This window comes from Streptomyces sp. NBC_00988 (assembly GCF_045162645.1).
GTDB lineage: Bacteria > Actinomycetota > Actinomycetes > Streptomycetales > Streptomycetaceae > Streptomyces.
Genome location: NZ_CP108730.1, coordinates 1,977,827 through 2,002,284, shown reverse-complemented (window position 1 = coordinate 2,002,284; position 24,458 = coordinate 1,977,827). Strand labels below are relative to the sequence as shown.

Annotated in this window: 16 protein-coding genes and 7 pseudogenes; 16 read left to right on the top strand and 7 right to left on the bottom strand. The window is 66.5% G+C overall.

All coding sequences use genetic code 11. The annotated features are described in order from the left end of the window. The first annotated feature begins 57 nt into the window (after positions 1–57). The 6 genes and pseudogenes from OG496_RS09270 (at position 58) to OG496_RS09245 (ending at position 5,788) form a co-directional block, all read left to right on the top strand. The gene (locus OG496_RS09270) at positions 58–813 is read left to right on the top strand and encodes a PaaX family transcriptional regulator C-terminal domain-containing protein (protein ID WP_405970381.1); all 756 of its coding nucleotides are present in this window, start codon (positions 58–60) and stop codon (positions 811–813) included. Positions 814–856: 43 nt separating this feature from the next. Further along, on the top strand, positions 857–1,396 hold the full coding sequence (locus OG496_RS09265; RefSeq protein ID WP_405970380.1) for a GNAT family N-acetyltransferase: 540 nt from the start codon (positions 857–859) through the stop codon (positions 1,394–1,396). Positions 1,397–1,595: 199 nt separating this feature from the next. Beyond that, a complete protein-coding gene (locus OG496_RS09260; protein WP_405970379.1) occupies positions 1,596–2,414 on the top strand; it encodes an IS5 family transposase in 819 nt (272 codons plus the stop codon). A gap of 60 nt (positions 2,415–2,474) precedes the next feature. Next, positions 2,475–3,023, top strand: coding sequence for a hypothetical protein (locus OG496_RS09255; RefSeq protein ID WP_405970378.1), 549 nt, complete (start codon positions 2,475–2,477; stop codon positions 3,021–3,023). A gap of 519 nt (positions 3,024–3,542) precedes the next feature. Then, positions 3,543–3,968 (top strand): annotated as a pseudogene (locus OG496_RS09250) (DUF6624 domain-containing protein); the annotation flags it as partial. Between the two features lie 665 nt (positions 3,969–4,633). Then, positions 4,634–5,788, top strand: a complete 1,155-nt coding sequence (locus OG496_RS09245) for a transposase (protein ID WP_405970330.1) — start codon at positions 4,634–4,636, stop codon at positions 5,786–5,788. Here the strand turns inward: OG496_RS09245 and OG496_RS09240 are convergent. Together OG496_RS09240 and OG496_RS09235 are read right to left on the bottom strand one after the other, a co-directional pair. Then, positions 5,776–6,135 (bottom strand): hypothetical protein, encoded by a 360-nt coding sequence (locus OG496_RS09240; protein ID WP_405970377.1) that lies wholly within the window; start codon positions 6,133–6,135, stop codon positions 5,776–5,778. The genes OG496_RS09245 and OG496_RS09240 overlap by 13 nt on opposite strands. A gap of 81 nt (positions 6,136–6,216) precedes the next feature. After that, positions 6,217–7,071, bottom strand: a complete 855-nt coding sequence (locus tag OG496_RS09235; RefSeq protein ID WP_405970376.1) for an alpha/beta fold hydrolase — start codon at positions 7,069–7,071, stop codon at positions 6,217–6,219. Positions 7,072–7,232: 161 nt separating this feature from the next. Between OG496_RS09235 and OG496_RS09230 the strand changes: the two genes are divergently transcribed. Further along, the gene (locus OG496_RS09230; RefSeq protein WP_405970375.1) at positions 7,233–7,889 is read left to right on the top strand and encodes a TetR family transcriptional regulator; all 657 of its coding nucleotides are present in this window, start codon (positions 7,233–7,235) and stop codon (positions 7,887–7,889) included. A gap of 15 nt (positions 7,890–7,904) precedes the next feature. Here OG496_RS09230 and OG496_RS09225 read toward each other — a convergent pair. After that, positions 7,905–8,090: pseudogene (locus OG496_RS09225) on the bottom strand (IS701 family transposase); the annotation flags it as partial. A 572-nt stretch (positions 8,091–8,662) separates the two neighbouring features. On the opposite strand from OG496_RS09225, the gene OG496_RS09220 reads away from it, so the two are divergent. The 7 genes and pseudogenes from OG496_RS09220 to OG496_RS09190 form a co-directional block, all read left to right on the top strand. Then, positions 8,663–9,394 carry an enoyl-CoA hydratase/isomerase family protein gene (locus OG496_RS09220; protein ID WP_405970374.1) on the top strand — a complete coding sequence of 244 codons (732 nt, stop codon included), beginning with the start codon at positions 8,663–8,665 and terminating at the stop codon, positions 9,392–9,394. An 861-nt stretch (positions 9,395–10,255) separates the two neighbouring features. Continuing rightward, positions 10,256–11,329 (top strand): annotated as a pseudogene (locus OG496_RS09215) (IS110 family transposase); the annotation flags it as partial. Between the two features lie 110 nt (positions 11,330–11,439). Next, positions 11,440–12,858, top strand: a complete 1,419-nt coding sequence (gene istA / locus OG496_RS09210) for an IS21 family transposase (RefSeq protein ID WP_405976589.1) — start codon at positions 11,440–11,442, stop codon at positions 12,856–12,858. Then, positions 12,855–13,625, top strand: a complete 771-nt coding sequence (gene istB / locus OG496_RS09205) for an IS21-like element helper ATPase IstB (RefSeq protein WP_405970373.1) — start codon at positions 12,855–12,857, stop codon at positions 13,623–13,625. Before istA ends, istB begins: the two co-directional genes overlap by 4 nt. Positions 13,626–13,676: 51 nt before the next feature. Further along, positions 13,677–13,853: pseudogene (locus tag OG496_RS09200) on the top strand (IS110 family transposase); the annotation flags it as partial. 54 nt (positions 13,854–13,907) lie between these two features. Then, complete coding sequence (locus tag OG496_RS09195; protein WP_405976588.1) at positions 13,908–15,080, top strand: IS256 family transposase; 1,173 nt, start codon at positions 13,908–13,910, stop codon at positions 15,078–15,080. A gap of 25 nt (positions 15,081–15,105) precedes the next feature. Next, positions 15,106–16,029, top strand: a pseudogene (locus OG496_RS09190) (IS110 family transposase); the annotation flags it as partial. Positions 16,030–16,048: 19 nt separating this feature from the next. Here OG496_RS09190 and OG496_RS09185 read toward each other — a convergent pair. The 4 genes and pseudogenes from OG496_RS09185 to OG496_RS09170 all read right to left on the bottom strand — a co-directional run. Continuing rightward, positions 16,049–16,402: pseudogene (locus tag OG496_RS09185) on the bottom strand (transposase); the annotation flags it as partial. A 7-nt stretch (positions 16,403–16,409) separates the two neighbouring features. Continuing rightward, positions 16,410–18,497 (bottom strand): ISAzo13 family transposase, encoded by a 2,088-nt coding sequence (locus OG496_RS09180; RefSeq protein WP_405970372.1) that lies wholly within the window; start codon positions 18,495–18,497, stop codon positions 16,410–16,412. Between the two features lie 55 nt (positions 18,498–18,552). Continuing rightward, positions 18,553–19,315 (bottom strand): annotated as a pseudogene (locus OG496_RS09175) (IS256 family transposase); the annotation flags it as partial. A gap of 12 nt (positions 19,316–19,327) precedes the next feature. After that, on the bottom strand, positions 19,328–20,557 hold the full coding sequence (locus OG496_RS09170) for an IS110 family transposase (protein ID WP_405970371.1): 1,230 nt from the start codon (positions 20,555–20,557) through the stop codon (positions 19,328–19,330). Between the two features lie 810 nt (positions 20,558–21,367). On the opposite strand from OG496_RS09170, the gene OG496_RS09165 reads away from it, so the two are divergent. Both OG496_RS09165 and OG496_RS09160 read left to right on the top strand, forming a co-directional pair. Continuing rightward, positions 21,368–22,090, top strand: coding sequence for a transposase family protein (locus OG496_RS09165; protein WP_405970370.1), 723 nt, complete (start codon positions 21,368–21,370; stop codon positions 22,088–22,090). A 489-nt stretch (positions 22,091–22,579) separates the two neighbouring features. Then, positions 22,580–24,364: a reverse transcriptase domain-containing protein gene (locus OG496_RS09160; protein WP_405969183.1), complete on the top strand. Its 1,785-nt coding sequence runs from the start codon at positions 22,580–22,582 to the stop codon at positions 24,362–24,364. The last annotated feature ends 94 nt before the right edge of the window (positions 24,365–24,458 follow it).

The window sequence follows — 24,458 nt, the reverse complement described above, 5'->3', positions numbered from 1 at the left end:
ATCTCTGCGACCGCATCAATGATGTAACAAGGAAATCGCCACGTAGAGTACGAGGCCATGCGGATGAACGTGTCAGAAAGGCCCGGTGAGGTGGACCTGCGCCCGCTGTCCGCGCGGTCGGTCGTCCTCAGCCTGCTGCTGGGCACGCATCCGCCCGAGCTGCCCGTACGGGATCTGCTGCGTGCCGTCGAGCCCCTCGGTGTCGCCGGTTCCACGCTGCGGGCCGCGCTCAGCCGGATGGTGGCCGCCGGAGACCTGCGGACCACGGACACGGTCTACCGGCTCAGCGACCGCCTGTTGGAACGCCAGCGCCGCCAGGACACCGCCGTACACCCCGAGACCCGTCCCTGGGACGGCGACTGGGAGATGACCGTCGTCACCGCGACCGGCCGCGGCCCCGCCGAACGCGCCGACCTGCGCGGCAGGTTGACCGCCCTCCGGCTCGCGGAACTCCGCGAGGGGGTCTGGCTCCGCCCGGCCAATCTGCTACGACCCCGACCGGACGAACTCGGCGCGGTCGCCCGGCACTTCACCACCCGCCCCGAGGAACTCGCCCGCCAACTGGCCGTGACCCTATGGCCACTTGACGCCTGGGCGAAGACGGCCGAGGTGCTGCTGGACCGGATCACCGCCACCGCGGACCACCCGGCCGACCGCTTCACCGTCCTCGCCGCCGCCGTACGGCACCTGCTCGCCGACCCGGTCCTGCCTCCCGAACTCCTGCCCGCAGACTGGCCGGGCGCGGCTCTGCGCACCGAATACACGCGCCACCGGCGGGAGTTGATCGCGACCACGCTGGGGAACCCGGCATAGGCCGCTTCGTCAGGGCGGTCTGACTGTCTGTTAGCGTGCGCGGATGGAAGATCTGGGACTCGCGGACTGGCCGCCCGAGCCGATCGGAACCGGACGGCTCGTGCTCCGTGGGTCGGAGGCGCGGGACCGTGCGACGTTCATCGAACTGCTCGCCTCGGCAGAGGTGCACACCTACCTCGGTGGTCCCCACCCGCGCGATGAGCTTGAGCGCAAGACACCCGAGGTGCCCGAGCACAGGCCCGGGAGCCTCGTCGTCGAGCTCGACGGGGCGATGATCGGCCTGATCCTGCTCAGGAGGGGGACCGGGCACAGTCGCCCGGCCGCCGACGGAAAGGTCGATCTCGGCTACCTGTTCCTGCCGCGGGCGTGGGGGTTCGGATACGCCGCCGAGGCGTGCGCGGCGGCACTCGACTGGCTCGACCGCGTCCTTCCCGGTGAGCCGGTGGTGCTCACCACCCAGACCGCCAACGCCCGTTCGATGCGCCTCGCGGCGAAGCTGGGGTTCACCGAGGTGGAGCGGTTCGAGGCATGGGACGCCGAGCAGTGGCTCGGCATGCGGTCAACGGCCGTTCAGCCGGGCTGAGTTCGTGCCGGAGCGGCCGTGCGAAGCGCCGTGCGGGGACGCTTCGTACGGCCGCCGTCACCGTGGGAGGCCTACTTGTACGTGATGTCCGAGGACGCGTACTTGCAGTAAGGAGTCCTAGCAAAATGACCGGCTGTTGCCTTGGAATGACAGGCTGTCAGTCGGTGTTGTGCCTGCATCCGATGGATCGGGGTGGGGTGTGGGGCAGCGTCGGCCGTGGGAGGTCGAGGACGGGCTGTGGGAGCGGATCGCTCCGCTGTTGCCGGTGGTCGAACGCAGGCAGCGGTATCCGGGGCGTAAGCGGCTGCATGACCGGCGGGTGCTCAACGGGATCCTGTTTGTGCTGTACACGGGCATCCCGTGGGAGTTCCTGCCGCAGGAGCTGGGGTACGGCTCGGGGAGTACGTGCTGGCGCAGGCTGCGGGACTGGCAGGAGGCCGGGGTGTGGCAGGCGTTGCACGAACTCCTGCTGGCCGAGTTACGGGCGGTCGGCCTGCTGGATTTCTCCCGGGCTGCGGTCGACGGTTCGCATCTGCGGGCGATGAAGGGCGGCGCGAAGACGGGGGCGTCACCGGTGGACCGGGGACGGACGGGCAGCAAGCACCACGTGATCGTGGAGGCGCACGGCATCCCGCTTGCCGCCTCGCTGACCGGCGGCAACCGCCACGATGTCACCCAGCTCATGTCCCTGGTCCATGCCGTGCCTCCGGTCCGGGGCAAGCGCGGGCGTCCCCGGCGGCGCCCCAAGGTGCTGTACGCCGACCGCGGCTACGACTACGACGTCTACCGCCGCGAGCTGCGAGAGGTGGGCATCCGCCCGGTCATCGCTCGCCGTGGGACCGAGCACGGCTCCGGATTGGGCGTGCACCGCTGGGTCGTCGAAGCCGCCTTCGCGCTCCTGCACTGGTTCCGCCGTCTGCGCACCCGCTGGGAGATCCGCGAAGACCTCCACGAAGCCTTCCTCGCTCTCGGCTGCGCCATCATCTGCTGGCGTCGCCTGAAGACCGCCGTTGACTAGGACCTGTCCGGCGGGCCTTGCGGCCGGTGGCCCTGGGTCCGTGGCGCTGCCGTAGTCTCCGTGGTCATGTTCGAGTGGTGGCATGTGCTGGCGGATGACGAACGGCAGCAATGGACTCTGGATCCGTTCGTGAGTGTGGGGCTGCTGGCGTTCGGTATGGGTCCCGACGAGACGTCGCAGGTACTGAGTGGTGCCACCAGGGAAGCTCAGCGTCACAGGTTTCGCCGGCGTGCGGGCGAGACCGTCGACGCCGTCGAGGAGGGCGAGTACCGGGAATTTGGTTTGAAGCTCTATTACCGGGAGGAACGTCTGGCTGGCGTCGTGGTCGATGCGCTGCGAGGACCCCAAGTCTTTGTGGAGGGGGAAGCCCTGGTCGGCAGGGTCCCCTCCGTTCTGGAGCAGTGGATGATCGGCCGTGCCGAGGCCCGCAAGCCGCATTCGGAGCTCTCGTATCTGGACGCTGGAGTTCCTGGGTCGGAATCGCTGGGCGTCGTTCTGGATGTGCAGCGCGCAGGCGATCACCTGCTCACGCGACCGGTGTTCGTGCCCCGTGAGGCACTGGACGACCTCCCTCACTTCCTACCCCGAGAAGCGTGGTCGCGTTGCTGAGTGCCCATCGGGCAGACGGGGGTGACACCGCGGTCAGTCTGATGGATGGCAGCTCATCACGCTCGTTACCGGATGCGGATCGAAGCTGTCGACGCGGCGCCGTGGAAGGTGTCGGCACCTTTCTCCACATGAACTGACAGCTCGTCACTACAAGGCACAAGCAGTTCATTTTGCCAGGAGCTCTAAGTCCCGTCCGCATGGACTTGAGCTGCGGTGGGATCTTCTTATGGGGCTGTGACCAGGACCAGAGCGCGTTTCTTGATGTTTCCCGATGTTCCAGTGTCTTTCGCTCGGGACCCCCCTGAGAACTCCCTCGCCGGACTTCCACCCCCTGAGAACTCCCTGGCATCACCCTCGCGGAGAGGGCTGTGAGCTGGAAAAATAGCAGTGCCCCGTGTCTTCTGGCGACGTAGGGGGACTGCGCCTGTTTTCCGGGCAGGGGTATGAGGAGGTCGCCCTGCTGCGAGTGGGCTGCATCCGCTGGCGGCATGACGGGGTCACGATCGCGGGTACGCGAACCGGGCCCTGGCCTGCGACGCGGTGATGAACCGGATCGACGCCGACAACACGGCCTGGCTCCAGCGGGTCATCGTCGAAAACGGCTGGCCGGGCGTCCAGTTGGTCGGTGAACCGGGAGCCGATCAGGCATGGCTCCTTGCCCAGCACACCGACCTGGCCCCCGCCTTCCGGCGCCAGGCGCTCGAACTCCTGACGACCGCGGGCGCGGTGGGAGACGCCCCTCCACGCCACCTGACCTACCTCACCGACCGGGTCTTGGTCGCGGTCGGCGAACCCCAGATTTACGGAACGCAGTGCACCGACGACGGAGACGGCACGAGCCTGCGCCGGCAACCCGTTGCTGATCCCGATCGGCTCGATGAACGCCGCGCCGCGCTGGGGCCGGAGCCAGCTGCGGAGTACGACCGAGGTAGGCACGGTTGCTGAGGACCCTCGGACGACCCCAAGGGACAAGATCGCGGGACGGAATGCCGGGCCAGCCGAATGAGAGAGCGCGGGAATAGGCAGGCCGTCACGACGGAACGGGATATTCCAATTGCGGACCTACACCCGCGGGAGCCGACCTGCCGGGTTCGAGTGTGCGCGCTCCAGGAAACGCAACAACGTGAAGAGTGTTGGCAAGCGCCTGACAGGCTTCCGCTGAGAAATATTGCCCCGCAGAGTCCGAGTAGCGTGCTGAACTGTTTGACGTCATTGCTGGGTCAATCGTGTAGGAGTTTGGCCAGCATGGCGTTCGAAGTGTCAACGATGCGCTGGTGAACGTGTTCCCCGGACGATGTCATTGTGCCCGCCCTCAAAGCCCATCTCTGACGGCGTCTCCTGGATCTGCACCACCGGACCTCACACAGTCCGCACCGTGACAGCACCCGGCCCGACCCGAAAGCAGCCTGGAGTCGTACAAGGGTTCGGGGGCGGGCCGGTTGAGCCGGTACGCGGCGAAGAACAGGGCGCTGGGGCTGCGGGGAGGCAAGCCGACAACCCAGCGCATGGGGGAAGGGGCGGCGTACGGCCCCCCTCTCTGTCAGCCTGTGGTGAGACGCCCCGCTTTGTCGGGCTAGTCTGAGAGGGCGCGACAGGAGAAACACCCCCTCATGACCAGCACCGCGCCCGCCGGAATCCGCGCTGCCCACGAACTCTCGGATTCACATCTCAGCTTCCGCGCTCTTGGAAATGATCTCCGAGAGCGCGGACTGAGGCACGCCACCGACCCGGTCGCGGACGATGCCTTTGCCTGTGTCGAGCGCCAACTGGGTATCACCGCCGCGTGCCGGCTGACCGGCCGCTCGCGGGCCACTCACTACCGCAGGCTGCAGCCCCCGGCGGAGCGAGAACCCAGGAAACCGCAGGTCCAGCCCTCGGCGCTGACGGCCGAAGAGCGGGCCGCAGTACTGGCGTTGATGAACTGCGACGAGTACGCCGAACTTGCGCCCGCCCAGATCCGGGCCCGCGAGTTGGATGCCGGGCGCTACCACTGCTCCGTCTCCACGATGTACCGGATCCTGCGCGACAAGGGTCAGTCCGGTGAACGCCGAAGGCAGGCCACCCACCCCGCCCGGGCGGTGCCCGAGGTGGTGGCCACCGCCCCGTCGCAGGTGTTCACCTGGGACATCACCAAGGCGGCCGGACCGGCCAGAGGCATCTGGTATCACGCCTACGTCATCATCGACATTTTCAGCCGCTACATCGTCGGCCACACCGTTGAGCTCGCCGAATCCGCCCAGCGGGCCGGGGAGTTGATCCGCGAGAGCATCATCCGCAACCAGATCGTGCCCGAGACCGTGCACGCGGACCGCGGCACCTCGATGACGAGCAAGAAGGTCTCCCAGCTGCTGATCGATCTCGGGGTGACAAGGCCACACTCCCGGCCGAAGGTCTCCAACGACAACCCCTACAGCGAGCCCAGTTCAAGACCACGAAGTACATGTCGGACTATCCCGAACGGTTCGATTCCCCTCGCCCACGCCCGCGAGTGGTTCGACGCGTTCATCACCTACTACAACCACGAACACAGGCACTCCGGCATCGGCTTCCATACACCCGCCTCCGTCCACTTCGGGACCGTCGAGGAGGTCCGCGACCAGCGGGCCGTCACCCTCTCCGAGGGCATACGCCCGACACCCCGAACGCTTCGGCCGACGCCCCCGACCACCCGAGATACCCCAGACCGCCTGGATCAACGACCCGGCCAAGCGCCGCGAACCCGCACCACAAACCTCATAGCGTCAAGACCGTCTCACTGGACTTGAAATGTTCCGGACTGATGATCGGGCTGCACCGGTCGGCGATCGGCACGCTGGTAGAGCGGACCACCCGGTTCACCATGCTCGTCCACCTGCCCCGCGAGGAGGGATACGGCGCCATCCCGCGGACCAAGAGCGGCCCCGCCCGTGGCATCTGGGCCGGAAGGTTTGTCGCTCTGGTCGTTGGTGACCACGAGGCCAGTCTCGAAGAGCGTCGCGGTCCTGGCCAGCCCGCCGACGTTGTTGAAGTGAGTTCCGAGGTCGTGGGAGCGCATCAGGTTCGCGAAGCCAACCGCATGGTCGATCATCACGATGGTGACGTTCTCAGGTGTCAGCGGCTCAGGAACGGTCATGGCGTACCTCTTTCCGTTCATTGTCCGAAGATCGGTGTCATCGGACGGGGCGGCAGCGGGTCGGGCGGCAGGCACCTCCCGTCAAGAGAGCCGGCCGCGGTGCTTCTCGGTGTGGTCGAGGATCAACTCGGTGACGGCGTCAGGCCGGTCCAGCTGGAGGAAGTGACCGGCACCGGCGAGCCGTTCGAAGCGCCACGGTGCGTCGATCCATTCTCCGGAGCGGGCCATCTGTTCGAGGCTGCTGTAGATGTCACCGGTGGGCCAGACACCGAGAACGGGGACCCGCACCCGGGGAACGGAGGCCATGGTCGCGTTCACCGGGTGGATGTTGGCGTGGTAGAAGTTCAGCATCGCCTTGAGCGCACCGGGCCGTTCCAGGTCGGCGATCCAGGCGTCGGCCTCGGGGTGGTTTTCCACCCACCAGCGGAAGGTAGACCAGGGCCCCCCTTCGCCTTCGGCATCACCGCGCAGCCAGCTCTCGGCGTCGGGGAACAGCAGTCGCAGCATGTACCACGACAGTTGTCTCTGCTCATAGCCAGCTCGCGCCCGGGCGCTCGGGTGGCCGGTGGAGAGAGCGACGTAGGACGTGATCCGGTCCGGCCGGCAAGCGGCCATGGCCCAGGTCGATCCGGCGCCGCGATCGTGTCCGACGAGGTGGAAGGTGTTCACGCCCAGCGCGTCCACGACCGCCCAGAGCCTTTCCTGATCCTTGACGATCGTGTAGTGCTCGACCGCAGCTGGCATGTCCGAGTCGCCCTGCCCGAGCAGGTCCGGTGCGATCACCCGGTATCCAGCGTCGAGAAGCCCGGGTATCTGTCCGCGGTAGACGGCCGATGAGTCCGGGATGCCTGGCACCAACACAATGGTCTGCGGCCCGGCGCCCGCCTCGAAGGCGTTCACGTGATGCCCGTCCACGACCACTGTGTGCCGGGTCATGCCGGTCAGCCGGTGACGGTGCCCTTCGGATGGGAGTGGCTGTTGCAGGTGATTCACGGGAAGTATTGCTCCTTGTCCGGCCGATCGCGCCCTTAGTGACCAGATGGTCAATAAACAACATACACCTTGACGCCCAATTGACCATCCGTATACTTGGGCGGGTGAACAAGCGAATCGTCGACTGCGCGCCGCAGCCCGAGCCTGCGGCCGGACAGGGCCGCGGCACCGCCCCTCCGCGGCGTCGGCGCGACCGGGCGGCGAGCCGGGAGGCCATCCTCAAGGCGGCTCGGGCGGAGCTCCACGAGCACGGCTACAGCAAGATGACCATCCGGGCCGTTGCCGCACGAGCCGGCGTGACCCATGGCTTGGTCATGCGGCACTTCGGCTCGAAGGAGGGGCTACTGCGCGCGGCGATCCCCGGACCTCAGGACTTGGATGCCGTCCTGGCCGGCGACAGCGCCGGTCTGCCGGAACGGATCGCGCGAGCCTTCGTGGTGCGCATGGAGATGGCCGGCAGCCTCGACCCGATGGTCGCACTCATCCGTAGCGCCGCCGTGAGCGAGCCCACTGCCACCCACCTGTACGTGTCGATGCAGGAACAAAGCGCACGCGCCTACCGCACCGTGCTGGAGGGGCCAGACGTCGACGAGCGGGTCGATCTGCTGGGAGCGGTGCTGCTCGGGGTGACCTTCAGCCGGTACGTGGTGCATGCCGGCCCACTGGCGACCATGAGCTCGGAGACGGTGATCCAGCATCTGGCCGGCCTGATCCGTCCGCTCGTGCAGCCTCAACCGTCCTCGCGGGCGGTGGAGCGTTAACCTAGCGCTTTCACCAAGCGGGTGGTCGATGGCCCAGCGGGTGACGACGGTGTCGTGCTTCATGGTGGCCATGACGTGGAAGACGTCCGCCTGCTCGAGTTCGAAGCGCCAGCCCTTGCTGAAGCCGTAGGCGGCATCCGTCATGCCCCACCGGAGCGGGATGTCCTCGGCGATGGCCTTTCGGACCATCGCCTTGGCCACGCAGAAAACAGCGCTTGTGACCGGCGCGAACAAGGGCTTCGGGTGCGAAACTGCTCGTCAGCTGTCCAGCGGGGCTCGACGGAGGTAGCCGTACGGTTCGTCCGTCTCGACGTGACTGACGACGGCAGGGCCCTGGCCGGTCTTGGCCTACGCATCGTCCAGGACCGTGCTGAACCCGGGTAGACCGAATTGGCCTTGACCGCCGTGCACCAGACATCACTCCCGACGAGCCGGACCTGCCCCTGCCCGGCCGAGGCGACGGCGTCATGGGCGTCGTGGTCATGGTGCTGGCGGCTGGGACAGTCGGACCGGTAGACGATGTCGATGCCAGCGTCGGCGCCGGTTTCAGAAGTGGCCACTTCGGTACGCTTCGCGATCCTTGCGATGCCGAAAGTGCGTTATGGACGTCGGTCGCCCACCATCGCACTGTAAGTATGCATCATGCACCTAGATGCATACCAGGTACCGATCGGAGAACCACGACGCCTACGCGACCCTGCGGGTGAGTCGCGAGGACGGCATCGCCCGCGTCACCCTCGACAACCCCCCGTCAACGTCTGAACGTCGCCCTGATGGCCGACCTCCGGCACTTGCTGACCGCGCTGAGGGATGACGACTCGGTTCGGGTGATCGTGTTCGACAGCGCCAATCCGAAATTCTTCATAGCCCACGTCGACATGTCGCTCGTCGACACGCCAGACGCCTTCGACAAGCTCGCAGCCGACCTTCCAGACGGCGTCAACGTCTTCCAGGCTTTGGGGGAGCTGCTTCGGCACCAGCCCCAGGTGACCATTGTCAAGCTTGCCGGGATGGCGCGCGGCGGAGGGGCGGAGTTCGTCACAGCCGCGGACATGGCGTTCGCGGCGATCGGTTGCGCCGGGATCGGCCAGATCGAAGCTCCCATGGGCATCGTCCCTGGTGGAGGAGGCACGCAGTACCTCGCCAGCCGGGTCGGCCGTAATCGCGCCCTGGAGGCGGTGCTGAGTGCCGACCTGTACGACGCCGAAACAGCAGAGCGCTACCGCTGGGTCAACCGGGCCGTCCCTGGCGGCGAGCTCGACGACATCGTCGACCGCCTCGCCCGTAACATCGCGGCCCTGCCCGAGAACGTGATCGCGGCGGCCAAGCGCGCTATCGCCTCCGAGGACCTGGCCGAGGGTCTCCTGCGGGAGCACGACGCCTGGGCGGGCCAGCTCGTTCGCCCCGCGGCCGAGCGGATGATCCGCGGCGGACTGGCCCACGGTGCCCAGACCCGTGACGGCGAGCGCGATCTGGAGGGCCTGCTCCGGGGACTGGCCGGATAGGACCCGGACGAGGGCTCCAGCTACTCACCGGTGTCCTGTCAACCGCGGCAGCGTGCGGCTCGCCCACCTCATCGGATGCCAACGTGATCGACTGTCACGTCGACTCGTAGACCGTCGATGAGGTGGTGCGTGAACACCTGAGAGGACGTCCCGTTTGATTGGGGGATAGTTCACGGATTGTGCCAGGTTATGGGAGTTTCGCCGGTTGCTCGTCTCTAATGGGCGGTAGCTGAGGTCGCTGAAGGCGCCTCCTCGGCGCCGGCCGCCGGCGTCAGCACAACGTCCGCCGACGATGGTGTCCCTCGTTGTGGTGTACGGGATCAGCGGCTGGGAGTGCGCGGGCGTTTGCCCGGGGCGCACTTCCACGGGTGAGTACCGCTCCCTGAACAAGAGGCAGGCCACCGCGCAAGTCTCCCTGGTGAACGGGCAGTTCAACCGGAGGAGCGCACGATGGCCTTGTCCCAGTCTGACCTGATACGGCTGCTTGAGTCACTAATCCGTTGTTAAGGCGGCCAGGATCCGCACGATGGGCCGGCTGCCCCTGGCGTCGGAGGTATGCCTTTTGAGTCACCGGCCGGTCAGGTCCAAACGTAGATCGGCACCTTCGACGCCGCCCATCGAACCTCAACTTCCTCATGTTCGTGGGCATTTGTGGTACGAGCCAGCCGCACGGCGATCTCTTGCAGCACGCGAGCCTTTCAGCTCCTGCGCAGACCGAGACCCGCGCGGTGCGCTGGTGCCACGAACGGCTCGTGAGGTGTCGGCCCGACCACATGGTCGAGGCCTGGGATTAGTGCGACGCGTGGCTCCGCATGCGCTCGTGACCAGCGCAAACATCCGTTCCACTGGGAGGGCACACCCTTGATCTATTGCGGTATCGACTGGGCCGAGAAGACACACGACGTCGCGCTGGTCGACGACACCGGCCGGCTCGTCGCCAAGCGGCACATCACCGACGACACGTCCGGCTACAAGATCCTCCTGGACCTGCTCGCCGAGCACGGCGACAGCGAGGCGAACCCCATCCCGGTAGCGATCGAGACCCCACGCGGCCTCCTGGTCGCCGTCCTGCGGACCGGCACCCGCAAGATTTTCGCGATCAACCCGATGGCCGCCGCCCGCTACCGCGACCGGCACGCCGTCTCACGCAAGAAGTCCGACCCCGGCGACGCACTCGTGCTCGCGAACATCCTGCGCACCGACATGCACGCCCACCGGCCACTGCCCGACGACAGCGACCTGGCCCGCGCGATCGCCGTCCTGGCGCGCGCCCAGCAGGATGCCACCTGGAACCGGCAGCAGATCGCCAACCAGCTCCGATCCCTCCTGCGGGAGTTCTACCCCGCAGCCCTGGACGCCGTCGCCATCTGGGCCAACGGCCTGTGCCGACCAGAGGCCCGGGAGCTGCTCAAGTCCGCACCGACGCCGGCCAAGGCCGCGCGACTGACCCGAGCCCAGATCCAGGCCGCACTCAGGCGGGCCGGCCGCAAGCGCGGCATCGAAGCCGAGGCCGACCGGCTGCGAGACATCTTCCGCGGCCACTATGCCCATCAGCCGCCGCTGGTCGAGGACGCACTCGGCAAGCAGATGCTCGCCCTCGTGACCCAGTTGGAGGCCGCCTGCACCGCCGCCGATGACCTCGCCAAGGCGGTGGAAGAGACGTTCCCCCAGCACCCGGACGCCGAGGTGCTCCTGAGCTTCCCCGGACTGGGCATCCAACTCGGCGCCCGGGTCCTCGCCGAAATCGGGGACGATCACACACGCTTCGCCGACGCCCGCAGCCTGAAGGCATACGCCGGCTCCTCGCCCATCACCAGAGCCTCCGGCAAGAAGTCGAGCATCACCCGCCGCTGGATCAAGAACAACCGCCTCAACCACGCCGGCTACCTCTGGGCGTTCTCCGCGATCACCGCCTCACCCGGTGTCGGCGTACACATGAACGTGCACAGCCGCGTACGGATGAACGTGCTCAGTTCTTGATGCGGTGAGGGTGGTGTGTCGGCAGTCTGCTGCTGTGTCTTCGGGTGGCAGAGAGGCGGCTGACGGTGGTCCTTGACCCGCATCGCTGGCTGGAGTTGAGGCGTTTTCGCGGTCTGTACGAGTCCGGGGCGATGAGCCTGTCGGAGATCGCGAAGGCGACCGGGCTGAACCGTCGCACGGTCAGTAAGTATCTGTCGGGGCAGGTGCCGATCGCGCCGCCGAAGCGGGCGCCGAACGGGAAGCCGAAGGCTCGGGTGGTGGACGAGGTCGCGCCGTTGATCGACGCGATGCTGCGGGCCGAGATCCTCATCAAGGGGGCGGTGATCCACGAGCGCCTGGTCAAGGAGTACGGCTTCACCGGCAACTACCAGCGCGTGAAGATCTACCTGCAGGAAGCCCGGCCCCGGATCGCGGACGAACTGGGCATCAGCCCGGGCGAACTGGCGGGTCTGCACCGCCGGTTCGAGGTCGTCCCCGGTGCTCAGGCCCAGGTCGACTGGGGCGACGAGGGCAAGATCCTCTCCCATGTCGGGATCCCGAAGGTCTACTCGTTCCACATGACCTTGTCCTACTCGCGTGATCCGTTCTGCTGCTTCACCACCAGCCAGGACCTGGCAACGTTCTTCGACTGCCATCGCCGCGCGTTCGTGCACTTCGGCGGGGTGCCCATGACGATCGTCTACGACCGGACCAAGACGGTTGTCCGTCGCCATGTCGCTCCCGGCGAGGCGGTTCCGCTGCATCCGGAAGCGGTGGCCTTCGCCGGGCACTACGACTTCGACATCGACGTCCTGGCCGCCTACCGCCCGACCGGGAAAGGACGCGTCGAGCGCCAAGTCCTGATCGTCCGCGATCATGTTCTGGCCGGGCGGGCGTTCTCCTCCATCGAGGAGATGGACGCCGCGTTCACCTCCTGGGTGCCGATACGGCGGGCGAAGGTCCACGGCACCCACGGCGAGGTCATCGGGCATCGCGCCGTCCGTGACCACATGGCTCTGAGGCCACTGCCGCAGACTCCGTATGTGGTCGCTCAGCGGCATCTGCGGCACGTCGGCAAGGACTGCCTGGTCGCCTTCGACGCGAACCTCTACTCGGTGCCGGCCCGCAAGGTCCGCGCCCGTCAACTGGTCGAGATCCGGGCCACGAAGTCGCAGATCATCCTGCACTCCACCGTCCCCGACGCCAACGGCGAGACCCTCCTGGCCGTCCATCCGAGGGCAGTCGGCCGCGGCGCCCGCATCGTCGACGACAAGCACTGGGACGGCCTGCCCAAGGGCGACAACCGCCGCGTCACCACCGGCGACGTGACGCCCCAGCCCCGCCACCAGGACGCTCTGGGCGACGAAGCCGGCCCGCTCAGGGCTCTGCTGAACCGGACAGCGGCCAGCGGAGTCGAGGTCAGCCGCCGCCCGTTGTCGGTCTATGACGAGCTGACCGGCACCCGCCCCTTCACCCCCAACTCCACTAGGAAGGAAGCCCGTTGAGTCAGCTGGTCACCGCCCGCATCCGCAGCACGGCCGCCAAACTCGGCCTGCCCCACCTGGCCGAGAGCCTGAACCAGTACGCCGAGCGGGCCGAGGAAGGCAAGCTCGGCTACCTCGACTTCCTCGATCTGGTCATGGCCGAAGAGCTCGCCGTCCGCGACGACCGGCGTTTCCGTCAGGGCCTGCGGCTCTCCAAGCTGCCGCACCACAAGACGCTGGACGACTACGACTTCTCCTTCCAGCCCGAACTCGACCCGCGCAAGGTCAAGGACCTGGCCACCCTCTCGTTCGTCGAGGCCAAGGCCAACGCAGCTCTGCTCGGCCCGCCGGGAGTGGGCAAGACACACCTCGCCGTTGCTCTGGCCGTCGCGGCCTGCCGGGCCGGATTCTCGATCTACTTCACGACGCTGGACGACATGGTCCGCCAGCTGAAGACCGCCGAAGCAGCCGGCCGGCTGACCAGCAAGCTCCGTTCCTACCTGCGGCCCAGCGTCCTGGTGGTCGACGAGGTCGGCTACCAGCCCCTCGAACGCGCCGAGGCGAACCTGGTCTTCCAGGTGATCTCCAAGCGCTACGAGAAGGGCTCCATCATCCTGACCTCGAACAAGACCTTCAGCGAGTGGGGCCAGGTCTTCGGCGACGAAGTCCTCGCCACCGCGATCCTCGACCGCCTCCTGCACCACTGCGACGTCATCGCGATCAACGGCCCCAGCTACCGGCTCAAGAACCGACTCGCCGCCATCGAGCGCGAGACCGAAGTGGCCTGAGAGCTGAGCACGTTCATCTGTACTTGGCTGAGCACTTCAGGGAGTACGCGGACACCCGGAGCCAAAACCCACTACCGGCGCCGCCGCGACCACCACGGTGACTGGCACGCAGCCGCCCAGCGCAACCTCTTCAACCGCATGATCGGCCAGCTCTACTACTGCCTTCAAGAGCACGAACTGTTCGACGAACAGACCGCTTTCCCCACCGGACTCGCCGCCGCAGCTTGACACGCTAGCGCCGTGAGGTGTCTACGTACGGCCGACGGAGTTGAAACGATCAGGATGCTGTGCGAGCGCATCCTGCAGGAACTCATCGAGGCCGAAGCCACCGAGGTCATCGGTGCCGCCCCGGGCGAGCACTCCGACCAGCGCGCCACGTGGCGCAACGGCCACCGCGAGAGGCTGCTGACCACCCAGGCCGGCGACCTCGACCTGAAGATCCCCAAGGTGCGGACCGGATCGTTCTTCCCCTCACTGCTGGAGCGGCGCCGACGCATCGACCGGGCACTGTTCGCCGTGGTGATGGAGGCATACGTGCACGGGGTCTCGACCCGCTCGGTCGATGACCTGGTCAAAGCCCTGGGCGCCGACACCGGGATCTCCAAGTCCGAGGTGTCACGGATCTGCGGCGAACTCGACGCCGAACTGACCGCGTTCAAGGCACGGCCGCTGGATCACACCGTCTTCCCCTACGTCTTCCTGGACGCCACCTACTGCAAGGCACGCGTCAACCACCGGATCGTCTCCCAGGCGGTGGTCATCGCGACCGGCATCTCCGCCACCGGGCACCGCGAGATCCTCGGACTGATGGTCGGAGACAGCGAGTCGAAGCCGTTCTGGACGAAGTTCCTGCGCTCGCTGCGTGCCCGCGGCCTGGACAACGTCCAGCTGGTCATCTCCGACAGCCACAGCGGACTGGTGGCCGCGATCCGCACCGTCTTCCTCGGCTCGGCCTGGCAACGATGCCGGGTTCACTTCGTCCGAGACGTCTTCAGCGTGATCGAGAAGGGCTCGGGAGAGATGGTGGCGGCGACCATCCGCACCGTCTTCGCGCAGACCACCGGCGAGGCCGTGCGCACCCAGCTAAACGTGGTGGCCGACATGCTCGGACGACAGTTCCCCCAGGTCAAGAAGATGCTGCTGGACGCCGCGACAGATATCACCGCGTTCGCGGACTTCCCGCCGGCGCACTGGAAGAAGATCTGGTCCACCAACCCGCTGGAACGGCTGAACCGGGAGGTCAAACGCCGGGCCGACGTCGTCCAGGTCTTCCCCAACCCCGCCGCCCTCGACCGGCTGGCGGCCGCCGTCCTGGCCGAACTCCACGACGAATGGCAGGTCTTCGACCGCCGCTACCTCTCCGAAGCCTCCATGACCGAACTCCTCACGACGCAACCCGCCACGGACGAACCCGAGCTTCCACCACAGCAGAAACCGAACCAGCTCGACCAGTGACTACACCACTCGGCGGGACACCATCTCCGACGGCTACCGCGGCGAAGGCAAGACCGACGCCCGCGACGCCTACGTCATCGCCGACCAGGCCCGCATGCGGCGCGACCTGCGCCCGATCAACTTCGGCGATGAGGCCACGCTCGAACTCAAACTGCTGACCGGGCGCCGTACGGACCTGGTCGAGGACCGCACCCGGACAGTGAATCGGCTCCGCGGCTCCCTGCTGAGTCTCTTCCCCGCGCTCGAGCGGGACCTGGACATCACCTATGTCGGTCCTCTCAAGCTACTGACCGGGTACCAGACCCCGGCAGCTATCTGACGGACCGGAATTACGCGGCTGGCAAAGTGGCTGGCCAACCGCAAGGTCAAGAACTCAAGGTCTCTCGCGGAGCGGGCCGTTGAGGCCGCCAAGCGCCAGCAGACATCCGTGCCAGCAGAGAAAACCATCGCCCAGCTGGTTCGCACCCTGGCCGAGGAGGTGATTGCCTTCAATGAGCGGATCGGCGAGATCGACGGGCTCATCGAGGAGCGGTTCCGAAGCCACGAACTGGCCGACATTGTCCAGAGCCTCCCCGGAATCGGGGCCGTGCTCGGGGCGGAATTCCTGGCCGCTGTCGGCGGCAACCTGGACGGCTTTGCTTCCCCGGACGCATTGGCCGCCTTCGCCGGGGTTGCTCCCGCGCCACGCGACTCCGGCAAGGTCAGCGGCAACCTGCACCGCCCCAGCCAGTACCACCGCCGACTCCAACGGGTCTTCTATACCTCCGCGTTGGTCAGCATCCGCTGCGACCCGAACTCCCGGCAGTTCTATGACCGCAAGCGCGCGGAGGGCAAGCGCCACGTCCAGGCCGTGCTCGCCCTGGCCCGGCGACGCGTGAACGTCCTGTGGGCCCTGATCCGTGACCGCCGGTGCTATGAGGTCGCACCACCCGCAGTCGCCCCGGCTTGACATCCGCATTGGGAAGCATCTCGAAGAGCACGGCGGTGACCAGCCGGATGAGCGCGTCGTCGTTGGGAAAGACCTGGACGACATCGACCCTGCGCTTGATCTCCCGGTTCACCCGCTCCAACGGGTTCGTCGACTGGATCTTCTTCCAGTGCCGCGGCGGGAAGTCCGCGAACGCGGTCAGGTCCTCCTTCGCCTCCAACAGCATGGCCTTGACCTTGGGGAACTGGGTGCCGAGCATGTCCGCGACGGTGTCCAGCTGAGTGCGCACGAGGCTGGCGGTGGGCTGGGTGAAGATCGTGCGGATCGTCGCCGCGACCATCTCGCCGGAGTCGCGGTCGATCACGCCGAAGGCATTTCGCAGGAAATGAAGCCGTAAGGATTCAACATGGTGTTTCGCTGTCTGCTGTGACGGATGCGAATACGTCGGTGGCGGTGGCGAAGCGTCGTTCGGCGGGCGTCGGGACGTGCGGGTCTTGTTCGAGGAGGGGACGGACGTCGTCGATGGCGTTGCGGATGGTGCCGCGGCTGACTCCGAACAAGTCGGCCAGAGTCTGTTGGTTGCATAGATCTCGCTGGGAAAGGACCGTCGCCAGGATCCGGTCAGCGTCGGTGATCTTTTGACGGAAGACGCCGCCACGGGTTCCCGGGCGCCGATCACCGCCGCGCTGGTGATGCCGGCGTTGTTCGAGCGCGGCCTGGTAGGGCACGGTGATCCGGTCGACCAGCGCCTGGAAGTCCGGACGGGACATGCCGGTGAGTGCGGGGTGGGACAGAGTCTGGGAGAGATCCATTTTGCTGGTGGTGGCGCCGTCCTGCGCCCAGTCGCGCAGTTCCTGGGCGGAGGAGAAGTAGTGTGCGGTCTGCGAGATGGTGATCTTCTGCGCGTCGATGAGTGTGCGGGTCTCGCCGATGACCTGGCCGATCGTGACCGGGTTAATGGCGAGCAGGTCGACCAGGACCTTCTGGGAGCAGACGCGGCGCAAGTAGATCACCGTGACAAGGATGCGGTCGGCGTTCGAAAGCAGGGGTTTGCCGTGCGCTCCAGGGGCCTGCAGGCGCCGGCCGCCGCGCTGCTGGAACTTGCGCTGTTCGGCCCGGGCGGCCTGCGCGGGAGCCAACTTGCCGCACAGTGCGACCAGTTCCGGTGAGGTCATGCCGCTCAGGCGCGGGTCGGCGAGCACCGCCAGGACCTGTGACCTGGTGTGGTCGCGGTCGGTGGTGTTGATCGCGCAGTCGCCGGTGGTGCCGACTGGGGCGATCGTGTAGTTCCAGGATCCGTGCTGGTCATGGGGCGTGATCGGTAGTGAGCGCAGGTGCTCGCAGCTGACGGAGATTCCCACCGGGTAGGTCCCGGTGTCCAACTCGGCGTGAACGCGCAGGCCGGTGCGAGTGCGGGTCGCGGCAATGCTGTTGACCACGACTTCGTGGCTGGTCAGGGGCCTGCCACGCCAGTTCATGGAGATGTGGGAGAACAGCCGGTGCTCGATCTTGTTCCATTTTGAGGTGCCCGGCGGAAAGTGACAGACGCTCACCGTGAGGCCCGTCTGGGCGGCGAACGCGGCGAGTTCAGCCTTCCACAGCCGGTAGCGGTAGCTGTTGGACCCTCCGCAGTCCGCGGTGATCAGCAACCTGTCGGCATCCGGGTAGTCCACCCGGCCACGGGCCCGCCACCAGCGGCGGATCGACTCGACGGCGAACACCGAGGTGTCGTGATCGGTGCCGACGTTCACCCAGCCGCGGTCGCGGGCCAGATCGTAGATGCCGAAGGGTATCGCCACCTCGACGTCGGGACCGATGAAGTAGAAGCTGTGGTCCTCCACCTGCACCGGATCGCCGGCGGGGCGCCATTGACGTCCGGGGTTCGGCAGCAGCTGTCCCAGCTGCTCCTTCTTCTTGGCATCGATGCTGATCACCGGCTGACCGCCGGCCTGGCACTCCTTGACCTGTTCGTTGATATAGCGGAACTGCGCGTCCCGATCGGGGTGTTGCTTGCCCTCCAGCGTCTTGGCGCTGACCTGCAGACTGAAACCCTGCCCCTTCAGCAGCCGGCCGACAGTAGGAGCGGAGACCGGATGCCCTTGCCCGGTCAGCTCCTCGGCGAGGTTGCGCAAGGACTTGGTCGTCCAGCGCAGCGGCGACATCGGATCACCCCGCTCGTCCGGCTCCACCAGCTTCAGCAACGCCGGAACCAGAGAAGGATCCTGTTCCTCGATGGGCTTGCGGCCACCCCCGGGACGCCGAACATAGCCGTCCCGCAACCGATCCCCACCGGCCTCCAGCTCGAACACACCGTTGCGAACCGTCGTCTCACTCACCCCGGCCAGCCGCGCCACGGCCCGTACCCCACCGTGGCCGAGCAATCGCGCCTCCTGCGCCAGCATCAGACGCCGCTGACGCTCATTCAGATGCGGCAACACGACCTGGAACCGCAGCGCGAGCTGATCCAGAACATCGTCGGCGAAGCTCATACCAGAGCAACGGGCTTGTCCTATGAAAGCAACGGGTTGTTCCTTGACGGCTTCAATGGACCCTGCACCGCTGCCAGGCGGCGCCGAGCATGACCTTGCGCACCGCGGCGGCCAGGCCCGAGTGCTGGTCGGTGACGACCAGACGGACCCCGGAGAGCCCGCGTTCACGCAGGGAACGCAGGAACTCCTTCCAGAACACCTCGCTCTCGCTGTCGCCGACCATCAGGCCCAGGACCTCACGGCCTCCGTCCTCGGTGATGCTCCCCCAGCCTCCGGCCGGGGGTACCCCCAGTGGCGACCACCACGGCCCGCGAGACGATCTGATGGTTCACCCGCGCCTTGCAGTAGGTCGCGTCCAGGTAGACGTAGGGGAAGCGGACATGATCCAGCGGGCGGGTGCGGAACGCAGTCAGCGGCTCGTCCAGCGCCGCGCAGATCCGTGAGACCTCCGACTTGGAGATGCCGCTGTCCCCGCCGAGGGCTTTGACCAGGTCATCCACGCTGCGAGTGGACACGCCGTGCACGTATGCCTCCATGATGACCGCGTAGAGGGCCTGGTCGATCCGGCGCCGTCGCTCCAGCAGTGAGGGAAAGAAGCTGCCGGTGCGGACCTTGGGGATCTCCAGGTCCAGATCGCCGGCCAGCGTGGTCAGCACCTTCTCGCGGTGCCCGTTGCGGACGTTGGTCCGCGTCGGCGTGCGCTCGTTCCACTCCGCGCCGATGTGGGCCGTTGCTTCGGCCTCGATCAGCTCCTGCACCATCCGTTCGGCGATGGCGCGGATGAGCTCGATTCCGTCGGTCGAGCGTAGACACCTCACGGCGCTAGCGTGTCAAGCTGCGGCGGCGAGTCCGGTGGGGAAAGCGGTCTGTTCGTCGAACAGTTCGTGCTCTTGAAGGCAGTAGTAGAGCTGGCCGATCATGCGGTTGAAGAGGTTGCGCTGGGCGGCTGCGTGCCAGTCACCGTGGTGGTCGCGGCGGCGCCGGTAGTGGGTTTTGGCTCCGGGTGAGGCGGTGATCGCGGAGAACGCCCAGAGGTAGCCGGCGTGGTTGAGGCGGTTGTTCTTGATCCAGCGGCGGGTGATGCTCGACTTCTTGCCGGAGGCTCTGGTGATGGGCGAGGAGCCGGCGTATGCCTTCAGGCTGCGGGCGTCGGCGAAGCGTGTGTGATCGTCCCCGATTTCGGCGAGGACCCGGGCGCCGAGTTGGATGCCCAGTCCGGGGAAGCTCAGGAGCACCTCGGCGTCCGGGTGCTGGGGGAACGTCTCTTCCACCGCCTTGGCGAGGTCATCGGCGGCGGTGCAGGCGGCCTCCAACTGGGTCACGAGGGCGAGCATCTGCTTGCCGAGTGCGTCCTCGACCAGCGGCGGCTGATGGGCATAGTGGCCGCGGAAGATGTCTCGCAGCCGGTCGGCCTCGGCTTCGATGCCGCGCTTGCGGCCGGCCCGCCTGAGTGCGGCCTGGATCTGGGCTCGGGTCAGTCGCGCGGCCTTGGCCGGCGTCGGTGCGGACTTGAGCAGCTCCCGGGCCTCTGGTCGGCACAGGCCGTTGGCCCAGATGGCGACGGCGTCCAGGGCTGCGGGGTAGAACTCCCGCAGGAGGGATCGGAGCTGGTTGGCGATCTGCTGCCGGTTCCAGGTGGCATCCTGCTGGGCGCGCGCCAGGACGGCGATCGCGCGGGCCAGGTCGCTGTCGTCGGGCAGTGGCCGGTGGGCGTGCATGTCGGTGCGCAGGATGTTCGCGAGCACGAGTGCGTCGCCGGGGTCGGACTTCTTGCGTGAGACGGCGTGCCGGTCGCGGTAGCGGGCGGCGGCCATCGGGTTGATCGCGAAAATCTTGCGGGTGCCGGTCCGCAGGACGGCGACCAGGAGGCCGCGTGGGGTCTCGATCGCTACCGGGATGGGGTTCGCCTCGCTGTCGCCGTGCTCGGCGAGCAGGTCCAGGAGGATCTTGTAGCCGGACGTGTCGTCGGTGATGTGCCGCTTGGCGACGAGCCGGCCGGTGTCGTCGACCAGCGCGACGTCGTGTGTCTTCTCGGCCCAGTCGATACCGCAATAGATCAAGGGTGTGCCCTCCCAGTGGAACGGATGTTTGCGCTGGTCACGAGCGCATGCGGAGCCACGCGTCGCACTAATCCCAGGCCTCGACCATGTGGTCGGGCCGACACCTCACGAGCCGTTCGTGGCACCAGCGCACCGCGCGGGTCTCGGTCTGCGCAGGAGCTGAAAGGCTCGCGTGCTGCAAGAGATCGCCGTGCGGCTGGCTCGTACCACAAATGCCCACGAACATGAGGAAGTTGAGGTTCGATGGGCGGCGTCGAAGGTGCCGATCTACGTTTGGACCTGACCGGCCGGTGACTCAAAAGGCATACCTCCGACGCCAGGGGCAGCCGGCCCATCGTGCGGATCCTGGCCGCCTTAACAACGGATTAGTGACTCAAGCAGCCGTATCAGGTCAGACTGGGACAAGGCCATCGTGCGCTCCTCCGGTTGAACTGCCCGTTCACCAGGGAGACTTGCGCGGTGGCCTGCCTCTTGTTCAGGGAGCAGTCACCAACAGCGGGTGCACGCCCCGGGCAGACACCCGCGCGTTCACGACCCTCAACCGGCTACACCACTCGGCGGACACCGTTGGCGAATTCGGCGGCGTCTATGTGGGGCTCAGGCGGCTGAAGCGGGAGGTGCGGGTGCTGGCGAGTGGAGTCCCGGTCAGCCAGGCATCGGTTCGGATGAGGTTGAGGGCGGCGGTGTCGGCGTACACGTGAACGTGGCTCCGGCAAGAATTTCGTGACGTGGACGTGTGCCACCGTGCGCCGGTGACGCTCCGTCACCCGTGGCGGCACCGTCGGCGAGTGTGATGACCTCGTACGGATCGTGTCACCGCACCTGGATGCGGTGCGGGTGGAGCGGGTGTGGGTGGAGAACGGTGTGGTCTGTATTTCCGCCCGTACCCGAGAGTTGCCGGTTGGCTGCCCGGATTGCGCAGGAGTCTCTGAGCGGGTGCACAGTCGCTATGTCCGCACGCTGGCTGACCTCGCCGTCGGCGGCCGCCCGGTGTCGATCGGGCTGTCGGTGCGGCGGCTGTTCTGCGACGGCCCGCAGTGCGACCGTCGGACGTTTGCCGAGCAGGTCGACGAGCTGACAGTGCGCTACCAGCGTCGTACTCCACTCCTGCAGCATCTGGTGGAGATGGCCGCGGGGTTGCTCGCCGGCCGCGGCGGCGCCCGGCTACTGCAGATCTTGAACGCGCCGCTGTCTCGCACCAGCGTGCTATTTCACCTGATGCGTATGCCGCTGCCACCAGCACCCACGCCCCGTGTCCTGGGCGTGGACGACTTCGCGCTGTACGCCGAGGTCTACGGCACTCTGCTGGTCGATGCCGACACTCGGCTCCCGCTCACACTCTGGGCGGGACGGGACGCCGAGCATCTGGCCGCCTGGCTTCGGGAACATCCAGGCGTCGAGGTCGTCTGCCGCGACGGCTCGCTTCAATACCGGCAGGGCATCAGCGACGGTGCGCCCAACGCGACCCAGGTCAGCGACCGCTTTCAGTGCGCCATGAGGCGCCTTGTCGTATCCCCGACTCAGTCGGGATGAATTCGGAAGGAGATTCTTGGGTCTGATGGCTTACCCGATCCGGAAACGGTGACGGGACCAGAGCATGCCAGAAAATCGACGGTCACTCTCAGGCAGTAGAGGCGACGCGTCGAGGGACCCGCGTGACACGGTGAAAGCTGCATTGCCTGAACCCCAATTCTCAGGAGATTGAAGGTCGAATCCGTCGGGAAGCTGCCCGTTACCGACGCCGCACCCTGCGACGAAATGATGGAAGGGTCGACGCAACTTCCGGAGTGCGGAGCGATGCCCAGCGAGGGCATTCAAGGGAATGAGTGGGGCACCTACATCACGCTAGAACGTACGACAAGGACGAACATGGGATCACCTAAGGGAAGAGATCTTCCTATGGTGACGGAGGCCCCGTAGTAGTCGCCGGAGTCACGACCGGCCAAGGAGGACGGGAAAGCCGTCCGCATCGGGCGAAGGGGGCCAGGTGATCGGACACCACAGACTCGGGAGGTATGCGAAATGCAGAGCGCCGAAACGGTGCTGGGTGTCCTCCGTGAACGCGGCAGGCGTGGCCTGCCGTGCAATGAAATATATCGACAGCTCTTCAATCCGCAGTTGTATCTGCTGGCCTACGGGCGTCTGTACTCCAACAAGGGAGCAATGACACCCGGGGTCAACGGGGAGACCGTGGACGGCATGTCGCTGGGCAAGATCGAACACGTCATCGACGCGCTGCGCCACGAGCGCTACCGGTGGAGCCCAGCCAGAAGGGTCTACATCCCAAAGGGACAGGGCAGCACCAAGCTGCGACCGCTCGGCCTGCCTCCCTGGAGTGACAAACTCGTCGGCGAGGTGATCCGCCTGCTACTTGAGGCGTATTACGAGCCGACGTTTTCCAACTCCTCACACGGTTTCCGTCCCCGCCGGGGCTGCCACACCGCATTACGTGATGTGGCCAATACCTGGACGGGCACAGTCTGGTTTGTCGAGGGCGACATCGCCCAGTGCTTCGACCGCCTTGACCATTCGGTCACGCTCCGAATCCTGGGTGAAAGAATCCAAGACAACCGATTCCTGCGGCTGATGCGTAACATGCTCAAAGCCGGATACATGGAGGACTGGATCTGGAACGCCACGCACAGCGGAAGTCCGCAAGGCGGGGTTGTTTCACCGATCTTGTCGAATATCTATCTGCATAAGATGGATGAGTACGTCGAGAAAGTTCTGATCCCGGAATGCACCCGGGGAAGAGTCAGGCAGCCGAACCGCACCTTTCATCGGGTGTGGGCGGCCGTAGGACGCGCACGCAAGCGCGGCGACCACACCAAGGTGCGGGAGCTGCGCAAGCAACTCCGCAGTGTGCCCAGCATGGATACTCAGGATCCTGGCTACCGGCGGCTGCGGTATGTGCGCTATTGCGATGACACCCTGCTCGGGTTCGCCGGACCGAAAGCAGAGGCCGAGGAAATCAAAGAGCGACTGGCGCAATTCCTGCGTGACGAACTCAAGTTGGAACTGTCGCCGGAAAAGACCCTCATCACGCACGCCCGCACCCAGGCGGCGAGGTTCCTCGGCTACGAGATCACCGTGCACCACAACGACCGCAAGATCACCGGCGGACGGCGTTCCGTCAATGGGGTCATCAGATTGCGTGTCCCTCGTTCGGTGGTATCTGCCAAGCAAGCCCAGTACATGGAGCGCGGCAAACCCGCGCGTCGGCCCGAACTGCTGAACCAGGACGACCACGTCATCCTCAGCACCTTCGGGTCGGAGTACCGCGGCATCGTCCAGTACTACCTGCTGGCCGGCGACGTCTTTCGACTCGCCCGGCTGCAATGGGTCATGGAGACCTCGATGCTGATGACGCTCGCCAACAAGCACCGCTCGTCGGTGTCGAAGATGGCCCGCATGTACGCGGCCACCATCGAGACACCGCACGGGCCGCGCAAGTGCTTCGAGGCCCGCGTCGAACGCACCGGCAGGAAGCCACTGGTCGGACGGTTCGGCGGGATCCCGCTGCGACGGGACAAGAAGACGGTCATCAATGATCGTCGGCTGGCCCCGGTCAACACCAAACGCAAGGAGCTGGTCACCCGGCTCCTCGCCGGACGGTGCGAGTCCTGCGGGCGGATCGACGAGGTGGAAGTCCACCACGTCGCCAAACTCGCTGACCTCGGACGATCAGGAACCCGGCCACCGTGGGCAGATCTCATGGCCGCACGACACCGCAAAACCCTTGTGGTCTGCGGAAGTTGTCACGCGGACATCCACGGCAAGAAGCCCGTCCCGGCACTCACGGAGTAGTCACTGGAAAGCGACGTGCGGTGAAAGTCGCATGCGTCGTTTGGGCTGGGGGCCGTTGGAAAAGGACCTGCTCAGCAGGCACCTCGCCGACGGC

Coding starts and splice junctions, on each gene's coding strand:
- OG496_RS09270 (WP_405970381.1), top strand. CDS start 58: ATGCGGATGAACGTGTCAGAAAGGCCCGGTGAGGTGGACCTGCGCCCG.
- OG496_RS09265 (WP_405970380.1), top strand. CDS start 857: ATGGAAGATCTGGGACTCGCGGACTGGCCGCCCGAGCCGATCGGAACC.
- OG496_RS09245 (WP_405970330.1), top strand. CDS start 4,634: ATGACCAGCACCGCGCCCGCCGGAATCCGCGCTGCCCACGAACTCTCG.
- OG496_RS09240 (WP_405970377.1), bottom strand. CDS start 6,135: ATGACCGTTCCTGAGCCGCTGACACCTGAGAACGTCACCATCGTGATG.
- OG496_RS09235 (WP_405970376.1), bottom strand. CDS start 7,071: ATGACCCGGCACACAGTGGTCGTGGACGGGCATCACGTGAACGCCTTC.
- OG496_RS09220 (WP_405970374.1), top strand. CDS start 8,663: ATGGCCGACCTCCGGCACTTGCTGACCGCGCTGAGGGATGACGACTCG.
- OG496_RS09195 (WP_405976588.1), top strand. CDS start 13,908: ATGCTGTGCGAGCGCATCCTGCAGGAACTCATCGAGGCCGAAGCCACC.
- OG496_RS09180 (WP_405970372.1), bottom strand. CDS start 18,497: ATGAGCTTCGCCGACGATGTTCTGGATCAGCTCGCGCTGCGGTTCCAG.
- OG496_RS09160 (WP_405969183.1), top strand. CDS start 22,580: ATGCAGAGCGCCGAAACGGTGCTGGGTGTCCTCCGTGAACGCGGCAGG.